General features: G+C 31.9%; 15 protein-coding genes and 1 pseudogene. All 16 read left to right on the forward strand.

Annotated elements, in window-relative coordinates; all coding sequences use genetic code 11:
- Positions 1 to 231 precede the first annotated feature (231 nt).
- Positions 232 to 522 carry a 2-amino-4-oxopentanoate thiolase subunit OrtA gene (gene ortA / locus Q0649_RS14555; RefSeq protein WP_298843521.1) on the forward strand — a complete coding sequence of 97 codons (291 nt, stop codon included), beginning with the start codon at positions 232 to 234 and terminating at the stop codon, positions 520 to 522.
- A gap of 42 nt (positions 523 to 564) precedes the next feature.
- Entirely contained in the window at positions 565 to 1977 is a 1413-nt protein-coding gene (ortB, locus tag Q0649_RS14560) for a 2-amino-4-oxopentanoate thiolase subunit OrtB (protein ID WP_298843523.1), read from the forward strand.
- Between the two features lie 14 nt (positions 1978 to 1991).
- A complete protein-coding gene (locus tag Q0649_RS14565) occupies positions 1992 to 2357 on the forward strand; it encodes an ornithine aminomutase subunit alpha (RefSeq protein WP_298843525.1) in 366 nt (121 codons plus the stop codon).
- Positions 2357 to 4567 carry a D-ornithine 4,5-aminomutase subunit OraE gene (gene oraE / locus Q0649_RS14570; protein WP_298843527.1) on the forward strand — a complete coding sequence of 737 codons (2211 nt, stop codon included), beginning with the start codon at positions 2357 to 2359 and terminating at the stop codon, positions 4565 to 4567. The genes Q0649_RS14565 and oraE overlap by 1 nt, the downstream gene beginning before the upstream one ends.
- Positions 4568 to 4584: 17 nt before the next feature.
- Positions 4585 to 5979, forward strand: coding sequence for a GlmL-related ornithine degradation protein (locus Q0649_RS14575; protein WP_298843529.1), 1395 nt, complete (start codon positions 4585 to 4587; stop codon positions 5977 to 5979).
- Positions 5980 to 5992: 13 nt separating this feature from the next.
- Entirely contained in the window at positions 5993 to 7063 is a 1071-nt protein-coding gene (orr, locus tag Q0649_RS14580; RefSeq protein WP_298843531.1) for an ornithine racemase Orr, read from the forward strand.
- 53 nt (positions 7064 to 7116) lie between these two features.
- Complete coding sequence (gene ord / locus Q0649_RS14585) at positions 7117 to 8163, forward strand: 2,4-diaminopentanoate dehydrogenase (protein WP_298843536.1); 1047 nt, start codon at positions 7117 to 7119, stop codon at positions 8161 to 8163.
- Positions 8164 to 8199: 36 nt separating this feature from the next.
- Complete coding sequence (locus Q0649_RS14590; RefSeq protein WP_298843538.1) at positions 8200 to 9621, forward strand: amino acid permease; 1422 nt, start codon at positions 8200 to 8202, stop codon at positions 9619 to 9621.
- 171 nt (positions 9622 to 9792) lie between these two features.
- The gene (locus Q0649_RS14595) at positions 9793 to 11088 is read left to right on the forward strand and encodes an ATP-binding protein (protein ID WP_298843541.1); all 1296 of its coding nucleotides are present in this window, start codon (positions 9793 to 9795) and stop codon (positions 11086 to 11088) included.
- Positions 11085 to 11915 carry a DNA-binding domain-containing protein gene (locus tag Q0649_RS14600; protein ID WP_298843543.1) on the forward strand — a complete coding sequence of 277 codons (831 nt, stop codon included), beginning with the start codon at positions 11085 to 11087 and terminating at the stop codon, positions 11913 to 11915. Before Q0649_RS14595 ends, Q0649_RS14600 begins: the two co-directional genes overlap by 4 nt.
- Positions 11916 to 11948: 33 nt before the next feature.
- Positions 11949 to 13607, forward strand: a complete 1659-nt coding sequence (locus tag Q0649_RS14605) for a M20/M25/M40 family metallo-hydrolase (RefSeq protein ID WP_298843546.1) — start codon at positions 11949 to 11951, stop codon at positions 13605 to 13607.
- A 178-nt stretch (positions 13608 to 13785) separates the two neighbouring features.
- Positions 13786 to 15207, forward strand: a complete 1422-nt coding sequence (locus tag Q0649_RS14610; protein ID WP_298843549.1) for an amino acid permease — start codon at positions 13786 to 13788, stop codon at positions 15205 to 15207.
- Between the two features lie 65 nt (positions 15208 to 15272).
- Positions 15273 to 16271, forward strand: a complete 999-nt coding sequence (gene argF, locus Q0649_RS14615) for an ornithine carbamoyltransferase (protein WP_367179392.1) — start codon at positions 15273 to 15275, stop codon at positions 16269 to 16271.
- A gap of 38 nt (positions 16272 to 16309) precedes the next feature.
- Positions 16310 to 17263, forward strand: coding sequence for a carbamate kinase (gene arcC, locus Q0649_RS14620; protein WP_298843551.1), 954 nt, complete (start codon positions 16310 to 16312; stop codon positions 17261 to 17263).
- Positions 17264 to 17876: 613 nt separating this feature from the next.
- Positions 17877 to 19100, forward strand: a complete 1224-nt coding sequence (arcA, locus tag Q0649_RS14625; RefSeq protein ID WP_298843554.1) for an arginine deiminase — start codon at positions 17877 to 17879, stop codon at positions 19098 to 19100.
- A gap of 47 nt (positions 19101 to 19147) precedes the next feature.
- Positions 19148 to 19703 (forward strand): annotated as a pseudogene (locus tag Q0649_RS14630) (ornithine carbamoyltransferase subunit F); the annotation flags it as partial.

A 19703-nucleotide genomic window follows, 5' to 3' on the forward strand; every position in this document is an offset into this window, starting at 1 on the left:
AATATTTTGCAGGCCTAATTAAGTTTAGAAGAGATTGAAGCTGCTGGGAATTATTAGTTTAAAATTTTTTATTATAATAAAATATGCAGAATATTTTGCATGTTTAAAACACATGTATTTAAGCAATGGCTTAAATACATGTGTTTTTATTTGGCATGGTAATTGCTATTAGTAAAGTAAGAATGTTAATAAAGTAATTTAATAATAATTTCGATTTTGGAGGTAAAAATTATGATTAAAAAAGGCACCTGGGTTGAAGTAGAAGAAATCGTTTTAGAACCAAAGGATAGAGCTGCAAATATTCCAGATGAGACAAAGAAAACTCCGCTTAAATGCTGGATACGAGGAAATTGTCTTAGTGATTGTGAATTAGGAAATGAGGTACAAGTTGAAACTAATGTAGGTAGAATTGCTAAAGGAATAGTTGTTCAAATAGAGCCAGGATATTACCATACATATGGTAAATATGTTGAAGAAATAAGTAATATAGGAAAGCAAGCTAGAGAGATGATATCTCAGTAAAATAATGACTTTAAATCTAGGTTTAATAGGAGGTTTTACAACATGAATAAATATGAAGAGCTTATGGCTAGAAAGAATGATATAATTTTAAAATCTATAGGAATAGATTATAGCAAATATGAAACTGGCAAAATTTCATTTGATTATGAAGCTTTGATGAGTGATGTTGAATATTCTTTTGAAGAAGTTAAAAAAATTCAAAGAGAGGTGGGAGTAGGAGATACTCCACTTCTAGAATTAAGAAATATAACAAAACTAGCAAGAAAGGTATCAAAGACTGGACATGCAGCTAGAATATTTATTAAAGATGAGAGCTGCAACCCATCTGGAAGTTTTAAAGATAGAAGAGCGTGCGTATCTGTATTTGATGCAATGAAGAGAGGGTACAAGGGCGTAGGAGCAGCTACTTCAGGTAATTATGGAGCTGCAGTTGCATCTCAAGCAAATATACGTGGCCTTAAATGTATAATTGCAAACGAATGTTATGATTCAAGAAAAGTAGGACAACCAGAAATATTAGAAAAAGGAAGAAAGTGCGAAGGATTTGGAGCAGAGGTTGTTAGGCTTTCTGTAGGTCCTGAATTATTTTATACTTATCTAAAAATTCTTGAAGATACTGGTTATTACAATGCTTCACTATATTCATCTTATGGAGTAGCTGGAATTGAAACTTTAGGATATGAAATAGCTGAGCAGTGTAGAGAAAAATTAGGAAAAGATCCTGATGCTGTTATTATAACTCAGGCAGGTGGTGGTAATACTACTGGTACTGCAAGAGGACTTATAAGAGCTGGTGCAGTGGATACAAAGATAGTAGGAGCTTCTGTTGATCTTTCAGGATTACACATGGCATCAGATATAGATTTCAATAAGAAATCGTTTACTACCGGACATACAGGATTTGGGATTCCGTTTATGACCAATCCTGATAGGTCAGATGTACCTAGAAGTTCCGCTAGACCATTAAGATATTTGGATAGATATGTAACAACTACTCAAGGTGATGTATTTTGGATGACTGAAGTATTAGCACAACTTGAAGGACTCGAACGAGGACCAGCGGGGAATATTTCACTAGTAGCTGCGTTTGCAATTGCTCAGGAATACGATGATGATGCTATTATAGTTGTTCAAGAGACTGAATATACAGGAGCAGGCAAACATATATTACCTCAACTTAATTTTGCTAAAGATAATGGAATTAAAGTTTATGTTGGTAATCCAGAGGAACAAATACCAGGTAAGAATATAGTAATTCCGTCTCATCCATCAAAGGTAAAAGTCACTGATGTTAGTATGGAAGGGTTAAAAAAATCATATATGAAAAATATAATTAAGAAATTAGGTGAGAACAAAGCGGAGCAGGTTGATATTGAATATTTGTCTTTGGAAACAAAAATGTCCAAAGAAAAAATAGTAGAAATATTAAAACAACATGATATAGAAATATGTTAGGGGGAGTTTAATTTATGAAAAGAGAAGATGATTTCGAAGTAAGAAGAGAACATTTAAAAAAATTGACGAATGATCAGTTATATGACAAGTTTTGGAGTCTTACCAATCAAGTTGTAAAACCAATGGTGGATTTAGCGTATAATCATACATCTCCAGCAATTGAACGTTCTGTAGTACTTAGAATGGGCTTTTCTAGTTTACAAGCTCAGCCTATAATATCTTATGGAACTAAATGGAACCTACTTGGTAAGGGTATAGGAAATGTGATTTTAACTTATGCAAAGCTTAAAGATATGGATTATATTAAAGCAGGAGTGGAACTTTCTAAAGGAATAGGCTGGGATGTCGTATCTGAAAAAATGAAAGGAAGTGACAACTAATGCAGGAAAAACTAGAAGAAAATACAAAACTTAATGTAGAAGAGATATTAAAGGATTTAGATAAGTATGAACCTAAATGGAGAGGCTGGCACTGGAGAGAAAAAAATGAAAATGGAAAGATTGGTGAATTCACATATCATGAAATATCGGCACCTTTAAAGAAGAGTCAACCTCTTCCAGCAGCAAGGAGTTTTGGGAATATAGATCCACAACCAAGAGCAACTATTACCACAGAAATTGCTTCAGGTAGATTTGAAGATGATATAAGAAGAATGAGAATGGCAGCATGGCACGGTGCGGATCATTTGATGGTTATTAGAACAATGGGACAAAGTCATTTTGATGGGTTACTCGAAGGAACCCCTGAAGGATTTGGTGGGGTACCAATAACTAGGAAAGAAATTAGAGCAACAAGAAAAGCTATAGATTTAATAGAAGAAGAAGTAGGAAGAAAGATTAATTTCCATTCTTATGTATCTGGTGTTGCAGGTCCAGATGTAGCAGTTATGTTTGCAGAAGAAGGAGTTAATGGAGCTCATCAAGATCCACAATACAATGTACTTTATAGAAATATTAATATGGTTAGATCTTTCGTTGATGCCGCAGTTGCAAAAGGCATCATGGCACATGTTGGAATGCTTCAAATAGATGGTGCACATAATGCAAATGCAACAGCTATGAAGGGCTATAAGGTAATGCCAGAGCTTATGGTGCAACATGCTATAAATTCTTGCTTTTCTGAGCTCGTTGGAATGAAACCAGAAAATATTGCTTTATCAACAGTACCGCCAACATCAGCACCAGCGCCTTGTATGAGATATGACTTACCTTATGCAGTTGCTCTAAGGGAGTTTTTCAAAAAATATAAAATGAGAGCTCAAATGAATACTAAATATATAGAATCCTGTGAAAGGGAAGCTACAGTAGGACATACTTTGAATCTTTTAATATCGGAGTTAACATCAGCAGATATTCAAAGTACAATAACCCCTGATGAAGGACGTAATGTTCCTTGGCATTATAATAATATTCATGCCATAAACACAGCTAAACAGGCATTTATAGGTATGGATGGATTAATGGATATGATAGAACTTAAGAAAACTGGATATCTAAGAGAAAAGGCAAGAGAAATTCAAGAAAGAGCTGTTTTATTCTTTGAAGAAATAATCGATGTAGGTGGATACTTTAAAGCTGTAGATTCTGGATTTTTTATTGATTCAGGCCAGTACCCAGAAAGAAATGATGACGGTATTGCAAGAAAGATTTTAGGTGGAGATGCAGTTGGAACAATAGTTAAGAGAGAGGCGGATTATTTTGCACCAGTTTGTGGTCATTTTGGATACAATAATGTTCCAAAAGAGTATAAAAAACCTTGTGATGCTATTGATGGATGTACATTGTGTAATCATTCCAAAATTATATACATTGATGAATTAGATGATAATGATAATGTATTTAAGAGAATGGAAAAAGTTAAAGAAGATGGAACTGTGGTTCCCGAGGTTCAATGGGCTAAAGATGGGTATGTAAAAATCACTTTATGTATACCAGAAAATGAACAGATTAGTGAAGCTGCAGCTCTTGAGATGGGAAAGAGAATGAATTTGAAAAATGTAGAAATTGTTCATAAACAAGTGTTACAAAAGGCTGAAGGAACTCTCGTTGAAATAAAAGGAGTATGTGATTTTACACCTATAAAACGTGATGAGTTAGTTCTTCCAAAGAGAAGAAAATCACTATCAGATCAACAAATGAAAGATTATGTAAAACAGCATCCAATAAAGGTTGTTGCAGCAACTGTTGGGGAAGATGAACATTCAGTTGGAGTTCGTGAAGTTATTGATATTAAACATGGTGGAGTTGAAAAATTCGGTATAGAAGCAATTTTCCTTGGAACCTCATGTCCAATAGAAAAACTTGTAGATGCGGCTATAGAGTCAAAAGCTCAAGCTATACTCTGTAGTACAATAATTAGTCATAACGATGTTCATACAAAGAACATGAAAAAACTTAGTGATCTTTGTATAGAAAAGGGAGTAAGAGATAAGATTATACTTGTTTCAGGTGGAACTCAAGTAACTGATGAAATAGCTAAAGCAAACGGAATGGATGTTGGTTTTGGACGTGGATCAAACGGAACCTCTGTTGCATCATTCATAATTAAAAGGTTAATGGGTTTACCTAATAATGAAGAAGAGGAAGAGTAAAAGGAGTGTGATTGCTTGTGAAGGTAGATTATCTTGTTGCTGAAATAGGTAGCACCACGACTCTGGTTACAGCATTTAACGTATGTTATGATGAGACTGGAAAGGTTTTTGTAGACATACCTTTTCAAGGTAACAGCTGTACTACGGTAACAGATGGTGATGTAACTATAGGACTCAAAAATGCAGTTAAAGATATTGAAAATCAAATACATGAACCAATTACATGGAAAAAGATGCTAGCGACTTCTAGTGCTGCAGGTGGGCTTAGAATAACTGTTCATGGGCTTATGGAGCATATGACTGTTAAGGCGGCAAAGGAAGCAGCTCTTGGCGCTGGTGGCATCATAAAAATGGTTACTGCTGGGAAAATGAGAAAGAGTGATTTAAACAGGATACATGATATAAATCCTAATATGATAATGATTGCAGGCGGTACAGATTATGGTGAGAGGGAAACAGCTCTTTATAATGCAGAACTTATAAGTGCTGAAAAATTTAGTATTCCTATTGTCTACTGTGGAAACAGCGAAAATAGAGAAGAAATAAAAGAAATATTTGAAGGGCAGGAGATTTATCTAATAGATAATGTTTACCCAAGTGTAGATATGCTAAATGTGGAACCTGCAAGGAAAATAATACAAGAAGCCTTTGAAAAAAACATTGTAAAAGCACCGGGAATGAGTAAAATAAAAGAAATGGTAAATGGAAGCATAATGCCAACTCCAGGAGCAGTTATGGAAAGTTCAAAAGTTTTATATGACATTATTGGGGATTTAGTAGTTCTTGATGTGGGAGGCGCTACCACAGATGTACATTCGGTTACAGATGGAAGTAGTGCAGTTTTAGATATGCTAATAAATCCTGAACCAAAGGCTAAAAGGACTGTAGAAGGAGATCTTGGAGTTTTTATTAATAGTAAAAATGTAATCGATTTACTTGATGATAGGGATTTGGGTGAATTTAGTACTGAGTATATAAGAGAGCATATAAAGCCTATACCAAAAGATAAAGATGACGTATTTGCAAGTAGACTGCTAACGAAGAAAGCTATATCTGTTGCAGTAGATAGACATGTTGGATTTATAAAAAGAAAATATGATGGTGACAGTGGGTTTGTAGCCTATGGTAAGGATTTATCTGAGGTTAAATATATAATAGGCACCGGAGGCGCACTTACAAGGCTTACCAGGGGAGAAGATTTACTTTTGAAAATAAGGTACTTAAAGGATGAAGTTACAATGTTACCTAAAAAGGGTGCTAAAGTATTAATAGATAAAAACTATATTATGGCATGTGCAGGAGTGTTAAGTAGAGAAAATAAAGAGGTTGCAAAAGCACTTTTAGTTCAAAGTTTAGGGATAACAAAGGATATGAAAATTAATGAAGATAGATTTGAGTTAAGTTTAAAATAAGGAGAGTATCTATATGGGAAAAAAATATCCTTGTATGGAAGTGGATCTTAAAAAATTGACTCACAATATAAAAACAATACTAGCAATATGTAATAAAAAACATATAGATGTTGCCGTGGTAACTAAAGTATATTGTGCGAAGATACCTATTGTAGAAGCTATACTTGAAGCTGGAGTCACGCAGGTTGCGGATTCTAGAATCCTAAATTTAAAAAAGATGAAAGATTTAAATTGTAAAAAAATGTTACTTAGAATTCCAATGATAAGTGAAGTTTATGAAGTTGTGATGTATAGTGATTGTAGTTTAAACTCAGAAATAGACACAATTGTTTCTTTATCAAAAGCTGCAAAAGAATTAAATAAAATTCATAATATAATACTGATGGTAGATTTAGGAGATTTGCGAGAGGGAGTATTAGTTGATGATGTAGTTTCCATTGTCAGTAAGATAGTAAAATTAGATAATATTAAGCTAATAGGACTAGGCACCAATGTTACTTGTTATGGTGGAATAATTCCGGATAGTGAAAACTTAGGGAAGCTTATAAATTTAAAATTACAAATAGAAAAAATATTTGATTTAAAATTATCTGTAATTTCAGGAGGAAATTCTAGTAGTTTATATATGGTAATTAATGATACTATGCCAAAAGAAATTAATCAGCTTCGAATAGGAGAAGCAATAGTTTTAGGTAGAGAAACTTCTTTTGGGAAACCAATACTTAATTGCTATGATGATGCTTTTATACTTAGAGCTGAAATAATTGAAATAAAGAGCAAACCAACGGTGCCAACTGGCACTATAGGTATGGACGCATTTGGAAATATACCTTCTTTTGAAGATAAAGGAATAAGAAAAAGAGCTATTGTAGCATTAGGAAGACAAGATATAAGAGTAGAAGGGTTAACTCCTTTAGACAATGACCTAAGTATATTTGGTGCAAGTAGTGATCATCTGATTTTAGATGTGACGGATAGTAAAAAACAATTATTTGTGGGAAGTATAGTACAGTTTAAAATAGATTATGGATGTTTACTAGCATCAATGACTTCGCCATATGTTGAAAAGTATTATAATAAATAAAAATTAGTTTGTATTATATGGAATGAAATTAAAATTTTAAGGAGGAACATATTATGAAAAATAAAATAAGAGTTGTGGTTTGGGGATTAGGTTCAATGGGAAGCGGTATCGCTAAAATGGTACTCAGCAAAAAAGGATTTACTATTGTGGGAGCTATTGATATGGATCCAAATAAGGTTGGAAAAAAACTATATGAAGTATTAGGTGTAAAAGCAAATGAAGATAATTCTTGCATCGTTACAAAAAATTCGCAGGATGTTATAAAGAAGAGTTTTGCAGATGTTTGTCTTATGGCAACAGCTTCCTTTACAAAAGTTGTATTTCCATTAATAAAAATGGCAGCAGAAGCTGGAATGGATATCGTAACAACAGCTGAAGAAATGTCATACCCAAGAGCAATGGATCCAAAATTATCAGATGATATGGATAAAATAGCTAAAGAAAATAAGATTTCAATATTAGGAACAGGAGTAAACCCTGGATATATAATGGATTTAGTTGCTATAATGCTTACAGGAGTTTGTGATACAGTTGATAGTATAAAGGCTACTAGAATTAATGATTTAGCCTGTTTTGGTAAAGCAGTTATGGTTGAACAAGGCATTGGCTTAAAACCAGAACAATTTATACAAGGAGTTAAAGACAATACAGTGGATGGACACGTTGGATTTTTACAATCTTTTGGAATGTTTGAAGAAGCATTTAATATCAAGTTCAATAATATTAGACAAGAAAAATCACCAATTGTTACAACTGTACCACGTAGCACAGATATAGTTTCGGTGAAACCTGGAGAAGTTGCTGGATGTAGTCAATTGGGATATGCAAATTTAGGAGACAAAGTATTTGCTACAATGGAGCATCCTCAACAGATAAGACCAGAACTTGAGAATGTTGATACTGGTGATTATATTATAATTAAGGGAGTTCCAAACTTGAACCTCCAAATAAAACCAGAAATACCAGGCGGGATTGCTACAATAGCTATATGTGTTAATATGATTCCACTTGTAATGAATTCGCAGCCGGGACTTAAAACAATGCTTGATTTACCAGTTCCAAGAGCTATAATAGGTGATGTTAGAGATTTAGTAAAGTAAGTAGAATAAATAAATATTAAGGGGGAGTTTTTTATAATGGAAGAAGATAATAAAAAATTAGGCCTTGGGCTACTTGTTGCTTTAGGCATTGGTACTATGATTGCATCAGGTATTTTTAATAGCCCAACGGACCTAATATCAACAACAAATCCAATGGCAGTTCTCATTTCATGGGGTATTGGAGTTTTTGGCGTAGTTATGCTAGGGTTGGTGTTTTACTTACTTTCAAATAAAAAACCTGAATTACAAGGAGGAATTTATTCCTATGCAAAAGAAGGATATGGTGACTTTGTAGGTTTTAATTCAGCTTGGGGTTACTTTACAAGTTCTTTCCTTGGAAATATTGCTTTTGTTGTTTTAATTTTTAAGACCATAAATAGTTTAATGGGGGAAGGATATTCAATGCCCCCTATTTTATCATTTATTTTTGCATCTATCCTTTTGTGGTCATACTATTTTGTAATAAGGCGGGGTATAAGGCAAGCCGGTATACTGAATTTAGTAGTTACAATTGGAAAAGTTATACCATTAGTTTTAGTTATTATATTTGGATTTTCAGCGTTTAAATTAGGTATATTTAATGTAGATAATTGGCAGACAGTTTTAGCATCAAGTGGAGACCATGTTAATTTAGGGAAACAAATAAGCGGAGCAATGGGAACAATTTTATGGTGCTTTGTTGGTGTTGAAGGCTTAGTGGTTTTGTCTCAAAGAGCAGAATCACAAATACTAGTTGGTAAAGGGACAATAATTTCACTTATAATAACGGCAACACTTTATGTATCAATATCTATATTATCAATGGGTATTCTTCCAGCTAAAGCTTTAGTTGCAGCACAAACACCATTGGCAGCTGTTTTAGCACAAACTGCACTGGGAAGTGCGGGGGCCATGATTGTTAAAGTTGGAATACTAATTTCACTTATAGGAGCACTCCTTTGCTGGCTTTTACTAACAACAGAAATTCTATATGTTCCAGCAGAGCAAGATGGGTTAATGCCTAAGTGGTTTAAAAAGAATAACAGTAAAAATGTACCTACAAATGCTCTTTTATTTTCAATGCTTGCAACGCAAATAGGACTTTTAGCTATGTTATCACCAGCATTGCAAAAGGCTTATTATGTAGCAACTCATATGTGTACAACTAATATTTTAATCCCATACTTATTATCATCTATGTTTGCATATAAAGTATATAAAGAAGAAGGCGGACATATTAAAGAAAAAATTATAGCAATAATTGCAGGTATTTATTCAGTTTACGTTATATACGCAGTAGGAATTGGATACTTAGGGTTAGCTGTTGTAATTTATGCAATAGGTATAGGCTTTTATTTAAAAGCTAAAAAAGAAAAAAATGAAGCAATTACTCATAAAGAAAAGTTGGCTATGGTAGCTATGATTATAGTAGCAATTATTATGATAATAGCAGCAGCTATGGGTAAAATTTCTGTTTAAAGTTTTATATTCTATAACAAAATAAATTCAGAGGGAGGTGAATTTCCCTCTGAATTTATTATTATACATTCAGATATGATAAAGAATTACATAGGTTACATGATAGATTTTAAATATAGAATTGTAGGGAGAAAAATATTATGAAAACTAAGAAAAATGATGGTTGAACAAATGTTTAATAAACTGAAGAGAATAAAATCTATTTTTATTATTGCAATAGGTGTTGCCCTAGCATCTCAAATTAATATTAATTTTTTTGTTCCAGGTTTTATAGTAACCTTATCTGTTGTTATATTGCCTGTTTTCCTTTATTTTTATAAAGAATTTAATCCGATAGAAATTCTCTTTGTTACTGGAATTATTTCTCCACTTTATAGGGGTGTGTTTTTATATTTTGGTACTGGTAATTTGCATACTACAATTGGATTTATAGGTGCAGATGTTTTATTTTATTTTTCCTATGGCATTTTATTTTATCTATTCTATTGGAGAAAGAAAAAGACTGGACTTACTGACTTATTTATTTCAGTGTTTTTTTGTGATTTCATTTCAAATGTAATAGAAATAAGTGTTATGCTCCATTTTAAAAGATATACTTATATCATGTTTCAAGATTTAGCAATAATAGCATTTACAAGATCTGTAATTATGATATGTATAATATTTTTACTTAAGTATTATAAGTTCTTATTGATTAGGGAAGAACATGAAAAAAGATATAGAAGATTAATCTTAATGACTTCAAGTGTGAAAAGTGAAATATATTTTATGAACAAAAACAATGCAGATATCGAAGGTGTTATGAAAAAAGCCTATTCACTTTATAAAATCATATCTGAGCAAAGTTATCCGTTGCAGTTAAAAGATCTTTCACTTGATATAGCAAAAGATGTTCACGAAATAAAAAAAGATTATATAAGTGTTATAAAAGGGTTAGAAGAGATGGTTGGTAAAAAAACAGATAGGTTAGAAGTGGATACGGCTTTAATGAATATTAAAGATATTGTAAACATTATTAAAATTGATGTATTGGAATATATAAAAACAAATAAATTTAACGTGTACTTAGAATTTAAGCTAGAGGATAATTTCAATGTAGTAGAGCATTTTTATATAGTTTGTATATTGCGAAACCTTATTTATAATAGTATAGAAGCTATGGATAAAATGAAAAATGGATATATTAAAGTTTTAATTAAGAGGAGCCAATATGACTGTATTTTTGTTGTATCTGATAATGGGAAAGGCATAAAAGAGAAAGATATTGAATTTATATTTAATCCTGGATTTTCAACTAAATTTAATACACGAACTGGTGATATTTGTAGGGGGATAGGACTTGCACATGTTAAAGGAATTGTTAATGATGTCTTTGGGGGTACCATAGAGGTACAGTCTACTTTAGGAAAAGGAACTGAATTTACTATAAAAATAAAAGAAGATAATATGGAAGGGGTTCTAAAGTGAGATACTATATTGTTGATGATGATATAAGTATAGTGAGAATACTTACAAATATAATAGAAGAGAATAATTTATTTGAAGTTATTGGTAGCGCGAATGATGGGGAAACGGGGTTTAATCAAATACTTTTATTAAATCCTGACATTGTTCTCGTAGATCTTCTTATGCCTAAAATGGATGGAAATACTCTTGTGCGTGGGCTCAAAAAATTAAGACCAGATATTTGTTTTATCATGATATCTCAGGTCTTAGATAGTGCACTTGTTGCAGATTCATACAAATCAGGCATAGAATTTTTTATAAAAAAGCCTATAAATAAAATAGAAGTAGAAAAAGTAATTTTAAAAGTTGCAGAAAAAATAGATATGCAGATAACGCTCGCTAACATTAAAAAGATGCTAAAAGGTTCTACAAAACCGGGTAATGATATTAATGATAGTTTAAAGGAAATAAAACACATTTTAAGTATACTAGGAATGCTTGGTGAAAAAGGAACGACAGATATAATTAAAATTTGTAAATACCTTATTGAAAACAATAAATCATTTTTTGAATGTGATTTAGAAAAATTATTTGCTTGTTTTGGAGAAAATCCAGAGGTTGTAAAACAAAGAATTAGAAGAGCAATAAAAGATGGAATGGAGAATATAGCAAACTTAGGGATTGAAGATACAATGAATGAAACTTTTTGTACTTATTCAAATGTCCTTTTTAATTTTTCAAGTGTTAAAGCTGAAATGGATCACATAAAAGGTATAAAAAACACAAGAGGTAAAATTTCTATAAATAAATTTTTTGAAGGGATTTTACTTAATAGTGAAATAAATTAGAAAATAATTATTGTTTTGGAGGTGTTATACACGATGAGCGTTCTAATGGAAGACTCTGAAAAAAAAATAAAAGATACACTAGTAGAATTGATTTCTGTGCGAAGTGATACAGGAACCACACTTGAGAAAGATGTTGAAAAATATATATATGATTGGCTACAAAAATTAGATTATTTTAAAAGTAATATAAATAACTTGGGAAGTTATCCACTTAAGAACGATTCATTAGAACGAGTAGACGTATGGGGGTTAATTAAAGGAGTTGGGAGGAAAACAGCTATTCTTCTTAATCATCATGACGTTGTAGATGCTTATGATTATCAAACTCTAAAAGCTTATGCTTATCGTCCTGAATTACTTAGAGAAATGCTCAAAGATGTTGAATTAGAAAGGGATATTGAAGATGATCTAAAAAGTGGTGAGTGGATTTTCGCAAGAGGAGCTGCAGACATGAAGGCAGGTATTGCAATTCAGTTATCACTTGTTGAAGCGTTTTCAAAGCAACAAAAATTTAATGGTAATATTCTGTTTATATCGGTTGCGGATGAGGAATCATTATCACTAGGAATGAGAAGTAGCGCAGAGCTATTAGAAAAAATCAAAAAAAAATTTGATTTGGAATATACTATTTTGATTGATTCAGAGCCGCATCAGAAAACGGAAAATAATGAAGGTGTTTTTTATACAGGATCTGTTGGAAAATTAATGCCAGTAGTGTATGTAAGGGGTAAAAAAACTCATATTGGTGACATTTTTCAAGGATTTAATCCGCTCTTTTTATTATCGCAAATTGCAAGTAAAACAGAACTTAATTCGGATTTCTCGGATGTTGTAGAGAATGAAGTATCACCACCACCTTCTTGGAACTATTTTAGAGATGGTAAAAAATGTTATGATGCTTCTATACCTGATTCGGCCGGTGGATATTTTAGTGTCCTAACCCTTAAGCGAACACCAAAGATAATACTTGAGCAATTACTTGAAATTTCTAAAGAAGCATTTGAAAATGTTATATTCAAAATGAATAAAAACTACAGTGAATATCTAAATAAGAAAAACGAGGATGAACATAAGCTTCCTTGGAAGACGAATGTTAAAACCTTTTCACAAATATATAATGACGCTATTGAACAATCTGGAGAAAAATTTCTTTTAGATTATCGGGTAACTATTGATAAATTAAAGACAGATATAAAAAACAATATCATTAGTATGCCTGAGAGTAATATGGCTCTAATCGGTAAAACACTAGAATATATTAAAGATAAAACACCAATGGTGGTTATAGCGTTTTCTCCACCTTATTATCCTCATATATCGATTAATGATTTTAAAGAGTTAGATAATAATGTATTAGATATTGGCAATGATGTAGTTCGTATTGCAAAGGAAGTGTGTTATGAAACTTATTGTAAGAAAAACTATTTCATGGGTATTTCTGACATGAGTTATGCAGCTTTGAATGAAAGTGAGAACATAATACCACATATAGAATTTAATATGCCACTTTGGAAAGACATGTATGATATTCCTTTCGAAACTATAAAACAATTAGCTATTCCAAGTATAAATATAGGTCCATATGGAAAAGATCTGCATAAGTTTACAGAAAGAGTCTTTACGAAGGATGTAACAAAACAAACACCAAGATTAATTGCTGGTGTAATTGAACATGTTTTAAAAAATAATTAAGATTATAAATAAAAATATTTATAATCTTAATTATTTTTATTGATGTAAATTGAATGTTTTTGAAAGTATGCTTTTATAATAAAAGAATAAGAAAACGATTACTTAATTGACTTAGAAACAAGGTTTAGATTTTAAATTTACATGCTTACCACAGTATTAAATAAAGGGGGAATGTAGAATGGGATCAAATAACAATGAAATAAAAGAGGTACTTGATAAATCTAAAGGACTTGAACGTAGTTTATCAAGTAGACACATTCAAATGTACACACTTGGTTCAACAATAGGTACTGGCATATTTTTAGCTTCAGGTTATGTTATACACAATGCGGGACCTGGGGGTGCGGTAGTTGCATATTTGATTGGCGCATTAATTATGTATCTAATGATGTCATGTCTTGGAGAATTAACAGTGGCAATGCCAGTTTCAGGTAATGTGCAAGCTTATGCAACAGAATTTATTAGTCCAGCAATAGGATTTACATCTGGTTGGATGAAGTGGATAAGTTGTGCGGTTACAGTTACAGCTCAATTAGTTGCTTCAGCGATTATAATGAAAAATATATTTCCTACTGTAAGTTCACTAGTTTGGATTGTTGTCTTTACTATTTTATTAATTCTACTTAATGTACTTCCTGCAAGGAACTATGGAGAAACAGAATTCTGGTTTGCAAGTGTTAAGATTATTGCTGTAGCTCTCTTTGTTATTGTAGGAATTGGAATTATGACAGGAGTTATCGGAGGAAAATCAATTGGGTTCACGAATTTTGTAAATGATGGAGGAGCATTTCCAAATGGGTTTAAAGCGATTGTAGTATGTATGTTATCTGCTATTTTTGCATTTGGTGGATCAGACCTTATTGCAACTGCAGCAGGTGAGAGTAAAAATCCTGGAGTTGAAATGCCAAAAGCCATAAAAGGATATGTAATTTCTATAACATTAATTTATGTAGTATGTGTTATTTTAATTGGGTGTGTTCTTCCTTGGAGAGAAGCAAACCTTGCAGGTAGTCCTTTTGCTTATATGTTTAAAAGCGCCGGCATAAGTTCAGCTGCACTAATAGTCAATATAATTGTTGTTACATCAGCACTTTCGTCAGCAAATGGTTTTTTATATGCAAGTACAAGGACCTTGTGGTCTCTTGCAAAGCATAAACAAGCTCCAAAGATATTAGCAAAACTAAATAAGAATAAAGTTCCAATATATTCACTTGCTATTTCTATTGCGTTTGCATCATTTGCAATAGTTTCTAGTTTTATAGCAGCGGATACAGTTTATCTTTTCTTAATCTCTCTTCTCGCAAGCATCGATATATTCATTTATTCAATAGATTGTATATGTCAAATGCGATTTCGAAAACGTTATATATCAGAAGGAAATAAGGTTGAGGATTTAAAATATAGAACGCCATTTTATCCAGTAACTCCAATTTTAGCGCTTGTATTATATGGCATAATAGTAGTTGCCATGGTATTTGATCCAACAGAAAAAATAGCCGTTATTACAGGGGTTCCAACAATAATAATATTATATGTTTCGTTTAAATACTTCTCTAAAAAGATGAATAATACTAATACAAAGGATACTAAAGTTTTATAATAAAAGTAAAGTAAGATATTTTATTATAAAAATAATATAAATAAAAATATTAGGAGGAATTTATTATGTTTAATTTAAGAAACAGAAACTTTTTAACTTTGATGGACTTTACTCCAAAGGAAATAAATTACTTTTTAGATTTAGCTATGGACCTAAAAAAAGCTAAGTATGCAGGCACAGAAAGGCAAAAATTAAAAGGTAAAAACATTGCTCTAATATTTGAAAAAAATTCAACGAGAACAAGATGTGCTTTTGAAGTAGGTGCTCTAGATCAAGGAGCACATGTAACTTACCTTGGACCTACAGGAACACAAATTGGTAAAAAGGAATCTGTTGCAGATACAGCAAGAGTTCTTGGAAGAATGTATGATGGAATAGAGTATAGAGGCTATGGTCAAGAAGTAGTTGAAGAACTAGCTAAATATGCAGGCGTGCCTGTATGGAACGGCTTGACAACTGAGGATCATCCAACACAAATTCTTGCGGATTTTTTAACTATAAAAGAACATTTTGATAAGCCATTAAGTAGCATTGTATTTGTATATACTGGTGATGGACGCAATAATATGGCAAATGCATTGATGATTGGTGCAGCAAAAATGGGTATGGACTTTAGAATTGTATCTCCAAAGCACCTTTTCCCAGAAGATGAATTAGTAAGGAAATGTAATGAAGTTGCAAAAGAAACAGGAGCAAAGATTACACTAACAGATATTGTAGCAAAAGGTGTTAAAGATGCAGATGTAATCTACACAGATGTATGGGTATCAATGGGAGAGGCAGATGAAGTTTGGGCAGAAAGAATTAAAATTTTGAAGCCATATCAGGTAAATATGGAAATGCTAAAATTAACAGGAAATAAAAATGTTAAATTCATGCACTGTTTACCAGCATTCCATGATTTAAAGACTATTGTAGGAAAAGAAATATTTGAAAAATATGGTCTTAAAGGTTTAGAAGTTACAGATGAAGTATTTGAAAGTGAACATTCTATTGTGTTTGATGAAGCAGAAAATAGAATGCATACAATAAAAGCAGTTATGGTTGCTACACTTGGAGATTAGACTAAAATGAATCATATAATATAGAAGGAGGATTGAATATGTCAAGAATAGTGATAGCACTTGGTGGAAATGCACTTCAAGCAAATCCTAAGGATACTACAGCAGAGGCACAGTTAGTGACAGCTGGGCAAACTTCAGAGACTATTGTAGATTTAATTGAAGAGGGTCATGAGATAATTGTTGCACATGGCAATGGACCACAAGTAGGCCAAATTGTGGCTACATATGAAGCCTCAGCATCTATAAATGAAAATAGTCCAGTAATGCCTTTCCCTGAATGTGGAGCTATGAGTCAAGGTTATATAGGTTATCATCTACAACAAAGCATTAGGGCAGTTATGAGAAGAAGAGGAATAAATAAAGAAGTTGCTACAGTGATTACTCAGGTAATAGTAGATGCAAATGATCCAGGTTTTATGAATCCAACTAAGCCAGTAGGTTCATTCTTTACGCAGGAGCAGGCTAATAAATTAATGGCTGAAAAAGGATATACAATGAAGGAGGATTCTAATAGAGGCTGGAGAAGGGTTGTGGCATCGCCACTGCCAATTGACATTGTTGAAGAACCTATTATTAAAACATTAGTTGAGGCTGGACATATTGTTATAACTGTTGGTGGAGGAGGTATACCTGTAATTGACACAGGTAATGGTAGCCTTAAGGGAGTACCAGCAGTAATTGATAAAGATTTCGCTTCTTGCAAAATAGCGGAGTTAATAGATGCTGATCTTCTTGTTGTACTTACAGCAGTTGAGCAGGTTGCTATTAACTTTGGTAAACCAAATCAAAAGAATCTTTCAAGAATAACTGTAGATGAAGCTAAAAAATATATAGAAGAAGGACAGTTCGCACCGGGTTCTATGCTTCCCAAAATAAAAGCAGCTCTTATCTTTGTCGAAGCAAAAGAGGGCAGAAAAGCAATTATAACATCCCTTGAAAAAGCTAAAGATGCAATAAATGAAGTTGCGGGAACAGTAATATGTATGAATTAATGGAGAATAGAATACTATAAATAAGTAATTATAAAGTGAAAAATGATTTCTGTATAATACAGAAATCATTTTTTTTAGGTAACTTTAACGATATTTAAGAATAATTCAATATATAAAATGAATTATTTTTTTATATTAAATTTTTCCTGATTTTTAGATTTAAATATTATGAATAAAATGTTAACAATACTGATTTTGTCAACGATTTCAGTGATTATTATTGGGAAAAAAGAGTATAAGTGCATAAATATAAGTATGAGAATAATAGCACATAAGTAATATGAATTTAGTTTGAGTATTATTATACATTTGTAGGCATAAAGAACCAAAAAAAACTTTTATGCATGTTTATGCCCTATTTTTCATGTTATACATTATAAATTAGAATATTGTGAATATATATACAATTAATCTATTAATTTGAATTTTCAAGTAGTAACATACATAGAATTACTGTGCAAAATGAAGCTTAAGATATAAGTGGAGTTATAAATGAGTATGAGACTTAATAGACAAGATATATTAAAGATAACCGTATAATAAGGAGGTTTCATTATGAAATCGAAAACTTTATAATGAAGACATTAAGAGAAACGATAGGGGGATAAAACATATGGAACCATTTATAAATGTAACTTCGGAAATAGGAAAACTTAATAAAGTAATGTTACACAGACCAGGTAGAGAAATAGAAAATTTAACACCGGAACTTCTTGCAAGATTGCTTTTTGATGATATTCCTTATTTAGAGGTAGCGAGAAAAGAGCACGATATATTTGCAAAGCTTTTAAAAGAAAATGATGTAGAGGTTCTTTATTTAGAAGAACTTGCTACAGAGGCTTTGGAAGATAATAAAGTAAAAGAAATATTCTTACAGCAGTTTTTACAAGAAAGTCACATTAGTAATAAAGAAATATATAAAGCTCTTTATGAATATTTAATGTCAAAGCCTACAAGAGATATGATTGATACACTTATGGCTGGAGTTAGAAAAAATGAAATTGAAGTTAAGGAAATGCATTCTCTAAGAGGATTAATAGGAAACCAATATCCATTCTACTTAGATCCTATGCCTAATCTTTATTTTACTAGGGATCCAGGTGCTTCAATTGGAAATGGTATTACCATAAATACTATGCAAACAGAGGCAAGACGTCGTGAAACCTTGTTTTTAGAATTTATTCATAAATATCATAAATCTTTTAAACAAAATGAAGTGCCACTTTGGTATGATAGAAACCTTCCTAATAATATCGAAGGTGGAGATGAGCTTGTATTATCTGCCACAACTCTTGCAATAGGTTGTAGTCAAAGAACATCACCTGAGGCTATAGAGGTAGTAGCAAAAAATTTGTTTGCAAAACATACTTCTTTTGAAAAAGTATTAGTATTAGAAATTCCATCTAGCAGAGCATTTATGCATCTTGATACTGTATTTACTATGGTTGATTATGATAAATTTACAATACATCCAGAGATAGAAGGACCGCTTAATGTTTTTGAAATTAGAAAAGGTCTTAACGGCGAATTAAATATTAAACAAGAAAAAGATACATTAGAAAATGTATTAAAAGATGCCTTAAATCTACCTTCAATTGAATTAATAAGATGCGGTGGAGGCGACTCTATAGTAGCTGCAAGAGAACAATGGAATGATGGATCAAATACTCTAGCTATTGCACCAGGAAAGGTTATAACTTATGAACGAAATTATATTACAAATGAAATTTTATCAAAACGTGGTATAACGGTTATAACAATGCCAAGTGCTGAATTATCAAGAGGACGAGGCGGTCCAAGATGTATGAGTATGCCACTAAATAGAGATAACTTATAATACTAACAACGATAAAATATAAATAAAAATATTAGGAGGAATTTATTATGTTTAACTTAAGAAACAGAAACTTTTTAACTTTGATGGACTTTACTCCAAAGGAAATAAACTACTTTTTAGATTTAGCTAAGGATTTAAAAAAAGCTAAATATGCAGGTACAGAACAGCAGAACTTAAAAGGTAAAAACATCGCGCTAATATTTGAAAAGAGTTCTACAAGAACAAGATGTGCTTTTGAAGTAGGTGCACTAGATCAAGGAGCACATGTAACATATCTTGGACCTACAGGAACTCAAATTGGTAAGAAAGAATCTGTAGCGGATACTGCAAGAGTTCTTGGAAGAATGTATGATGGAATAGAATATAGAGGATATGGTCAAGATGTTGTTGAAGATTTAGCTAAATATGCAGGAGTACCTGTATGGAATGGCTTAACAACAGAAGATCATCCAACACAAATTCTTGCAGATTTTCTAACTATAAAAGAACACTTTGACAAACCATTAAGTGACATTTCATTTGTATATGCTGGTGATGGAAGAAATAACATGGCAAATGCATTGATGATAGGTGCTGCTAAAATGGGTATGGACTTTAGAATTG

Source organism: uncultured Clostridium sp. (assembly GCF_937920395.1).
Lineage (GTDB): Bacteria > Bacillota > Clostridia > Clostridiales > Clostridiaceae > Clostridium_AD.

Bases quoted from the DNA above. Each gene is read 5' to 3' on its own strand.
- ortA (WP_298843521.1), top strand. From the start codon at position 232: ATGATTAAAAAAGGCACCTGGGTTGAAGTAGAAGAAATCGTTTTAGAA.
- ortB (WP_298843523.1), top strand. From the start codon at position 565: ATGAATAAATATGAAGAGCTTATGGCTAGAAAGAATGATATAATTTTA.
- Q0649_RS14565 (WP_298843525.1), top strand. From the start codon at position 1,992: ATGAAAAGAGAAGATGATTTCGAAGTAAGAAGAGAACATTTAAAAAAA.
- oraE (WP_298843527.1), top strand. From the start codon at position 2,357: ATGCAGGAAAAACTAGAAGAAAATACAAAACTTAATGTAGAAGAGATA.
- orr (WP_298843531.1), top strand. From the start codon at position 5,993: ATGGGAAAAAAATATCCTTGTATGGAAGTGGATCTTAAAAAATTGACT.
- ord (WP_298843536.1), top strand. From the start codon at position 7,117: ATGAAAAATAAAATAAGAGTTGTGGTTTGGGGATTAGGTTCAATGGGA.
- Q0649_RS14590 (WP_298843538.1), top strand. From the start codon at position 8,200: ATGGAAGAAGATAATAAAAAATTAGGCCTTGGGCTACTTGTTGCTTTA.
- Q0649_RS14595 (WP_298843541.1), top strand. From the start codon at position 9,793: ATGTTTAATAAACTGAAGAGAATAAAATCTATTTTTATTATTGCAATA.
- Q0649_RS14605 (WP_298843546.1), top strand. From the start codon at position 11,949: ATGAGCGTTCTAATGGAAGACTCTGAAAAAAAAATAAAAGATACACTA.
- Q0649_RS14610 (WP_298843549.1), top strand. From the start codon at position 13,786: ATGGGATCAAATAACAATGAAATAAAAGAGGTACTTGATAAATCTAAA.
- argF (WP_367179392.1), top strand. From the start codon at position 15,273: ATGTTTAATTTAAGAAACAGAAACTTTTTAACTTTGATGGACTTTACT.
- arcC (WP_298843551.1), top strand. From the start codon at position 16,310: ATGTCAAGAATAGTGATAGCACTTGGTGGAAATGCACTTCAAGCAAAT.
- arcA (WP_298843554.1), top strand. From the start codon at position 17,877: ATGGAACCATTTATAAATGTAACTTCGGAAATAGGAAAACTTAATAAA.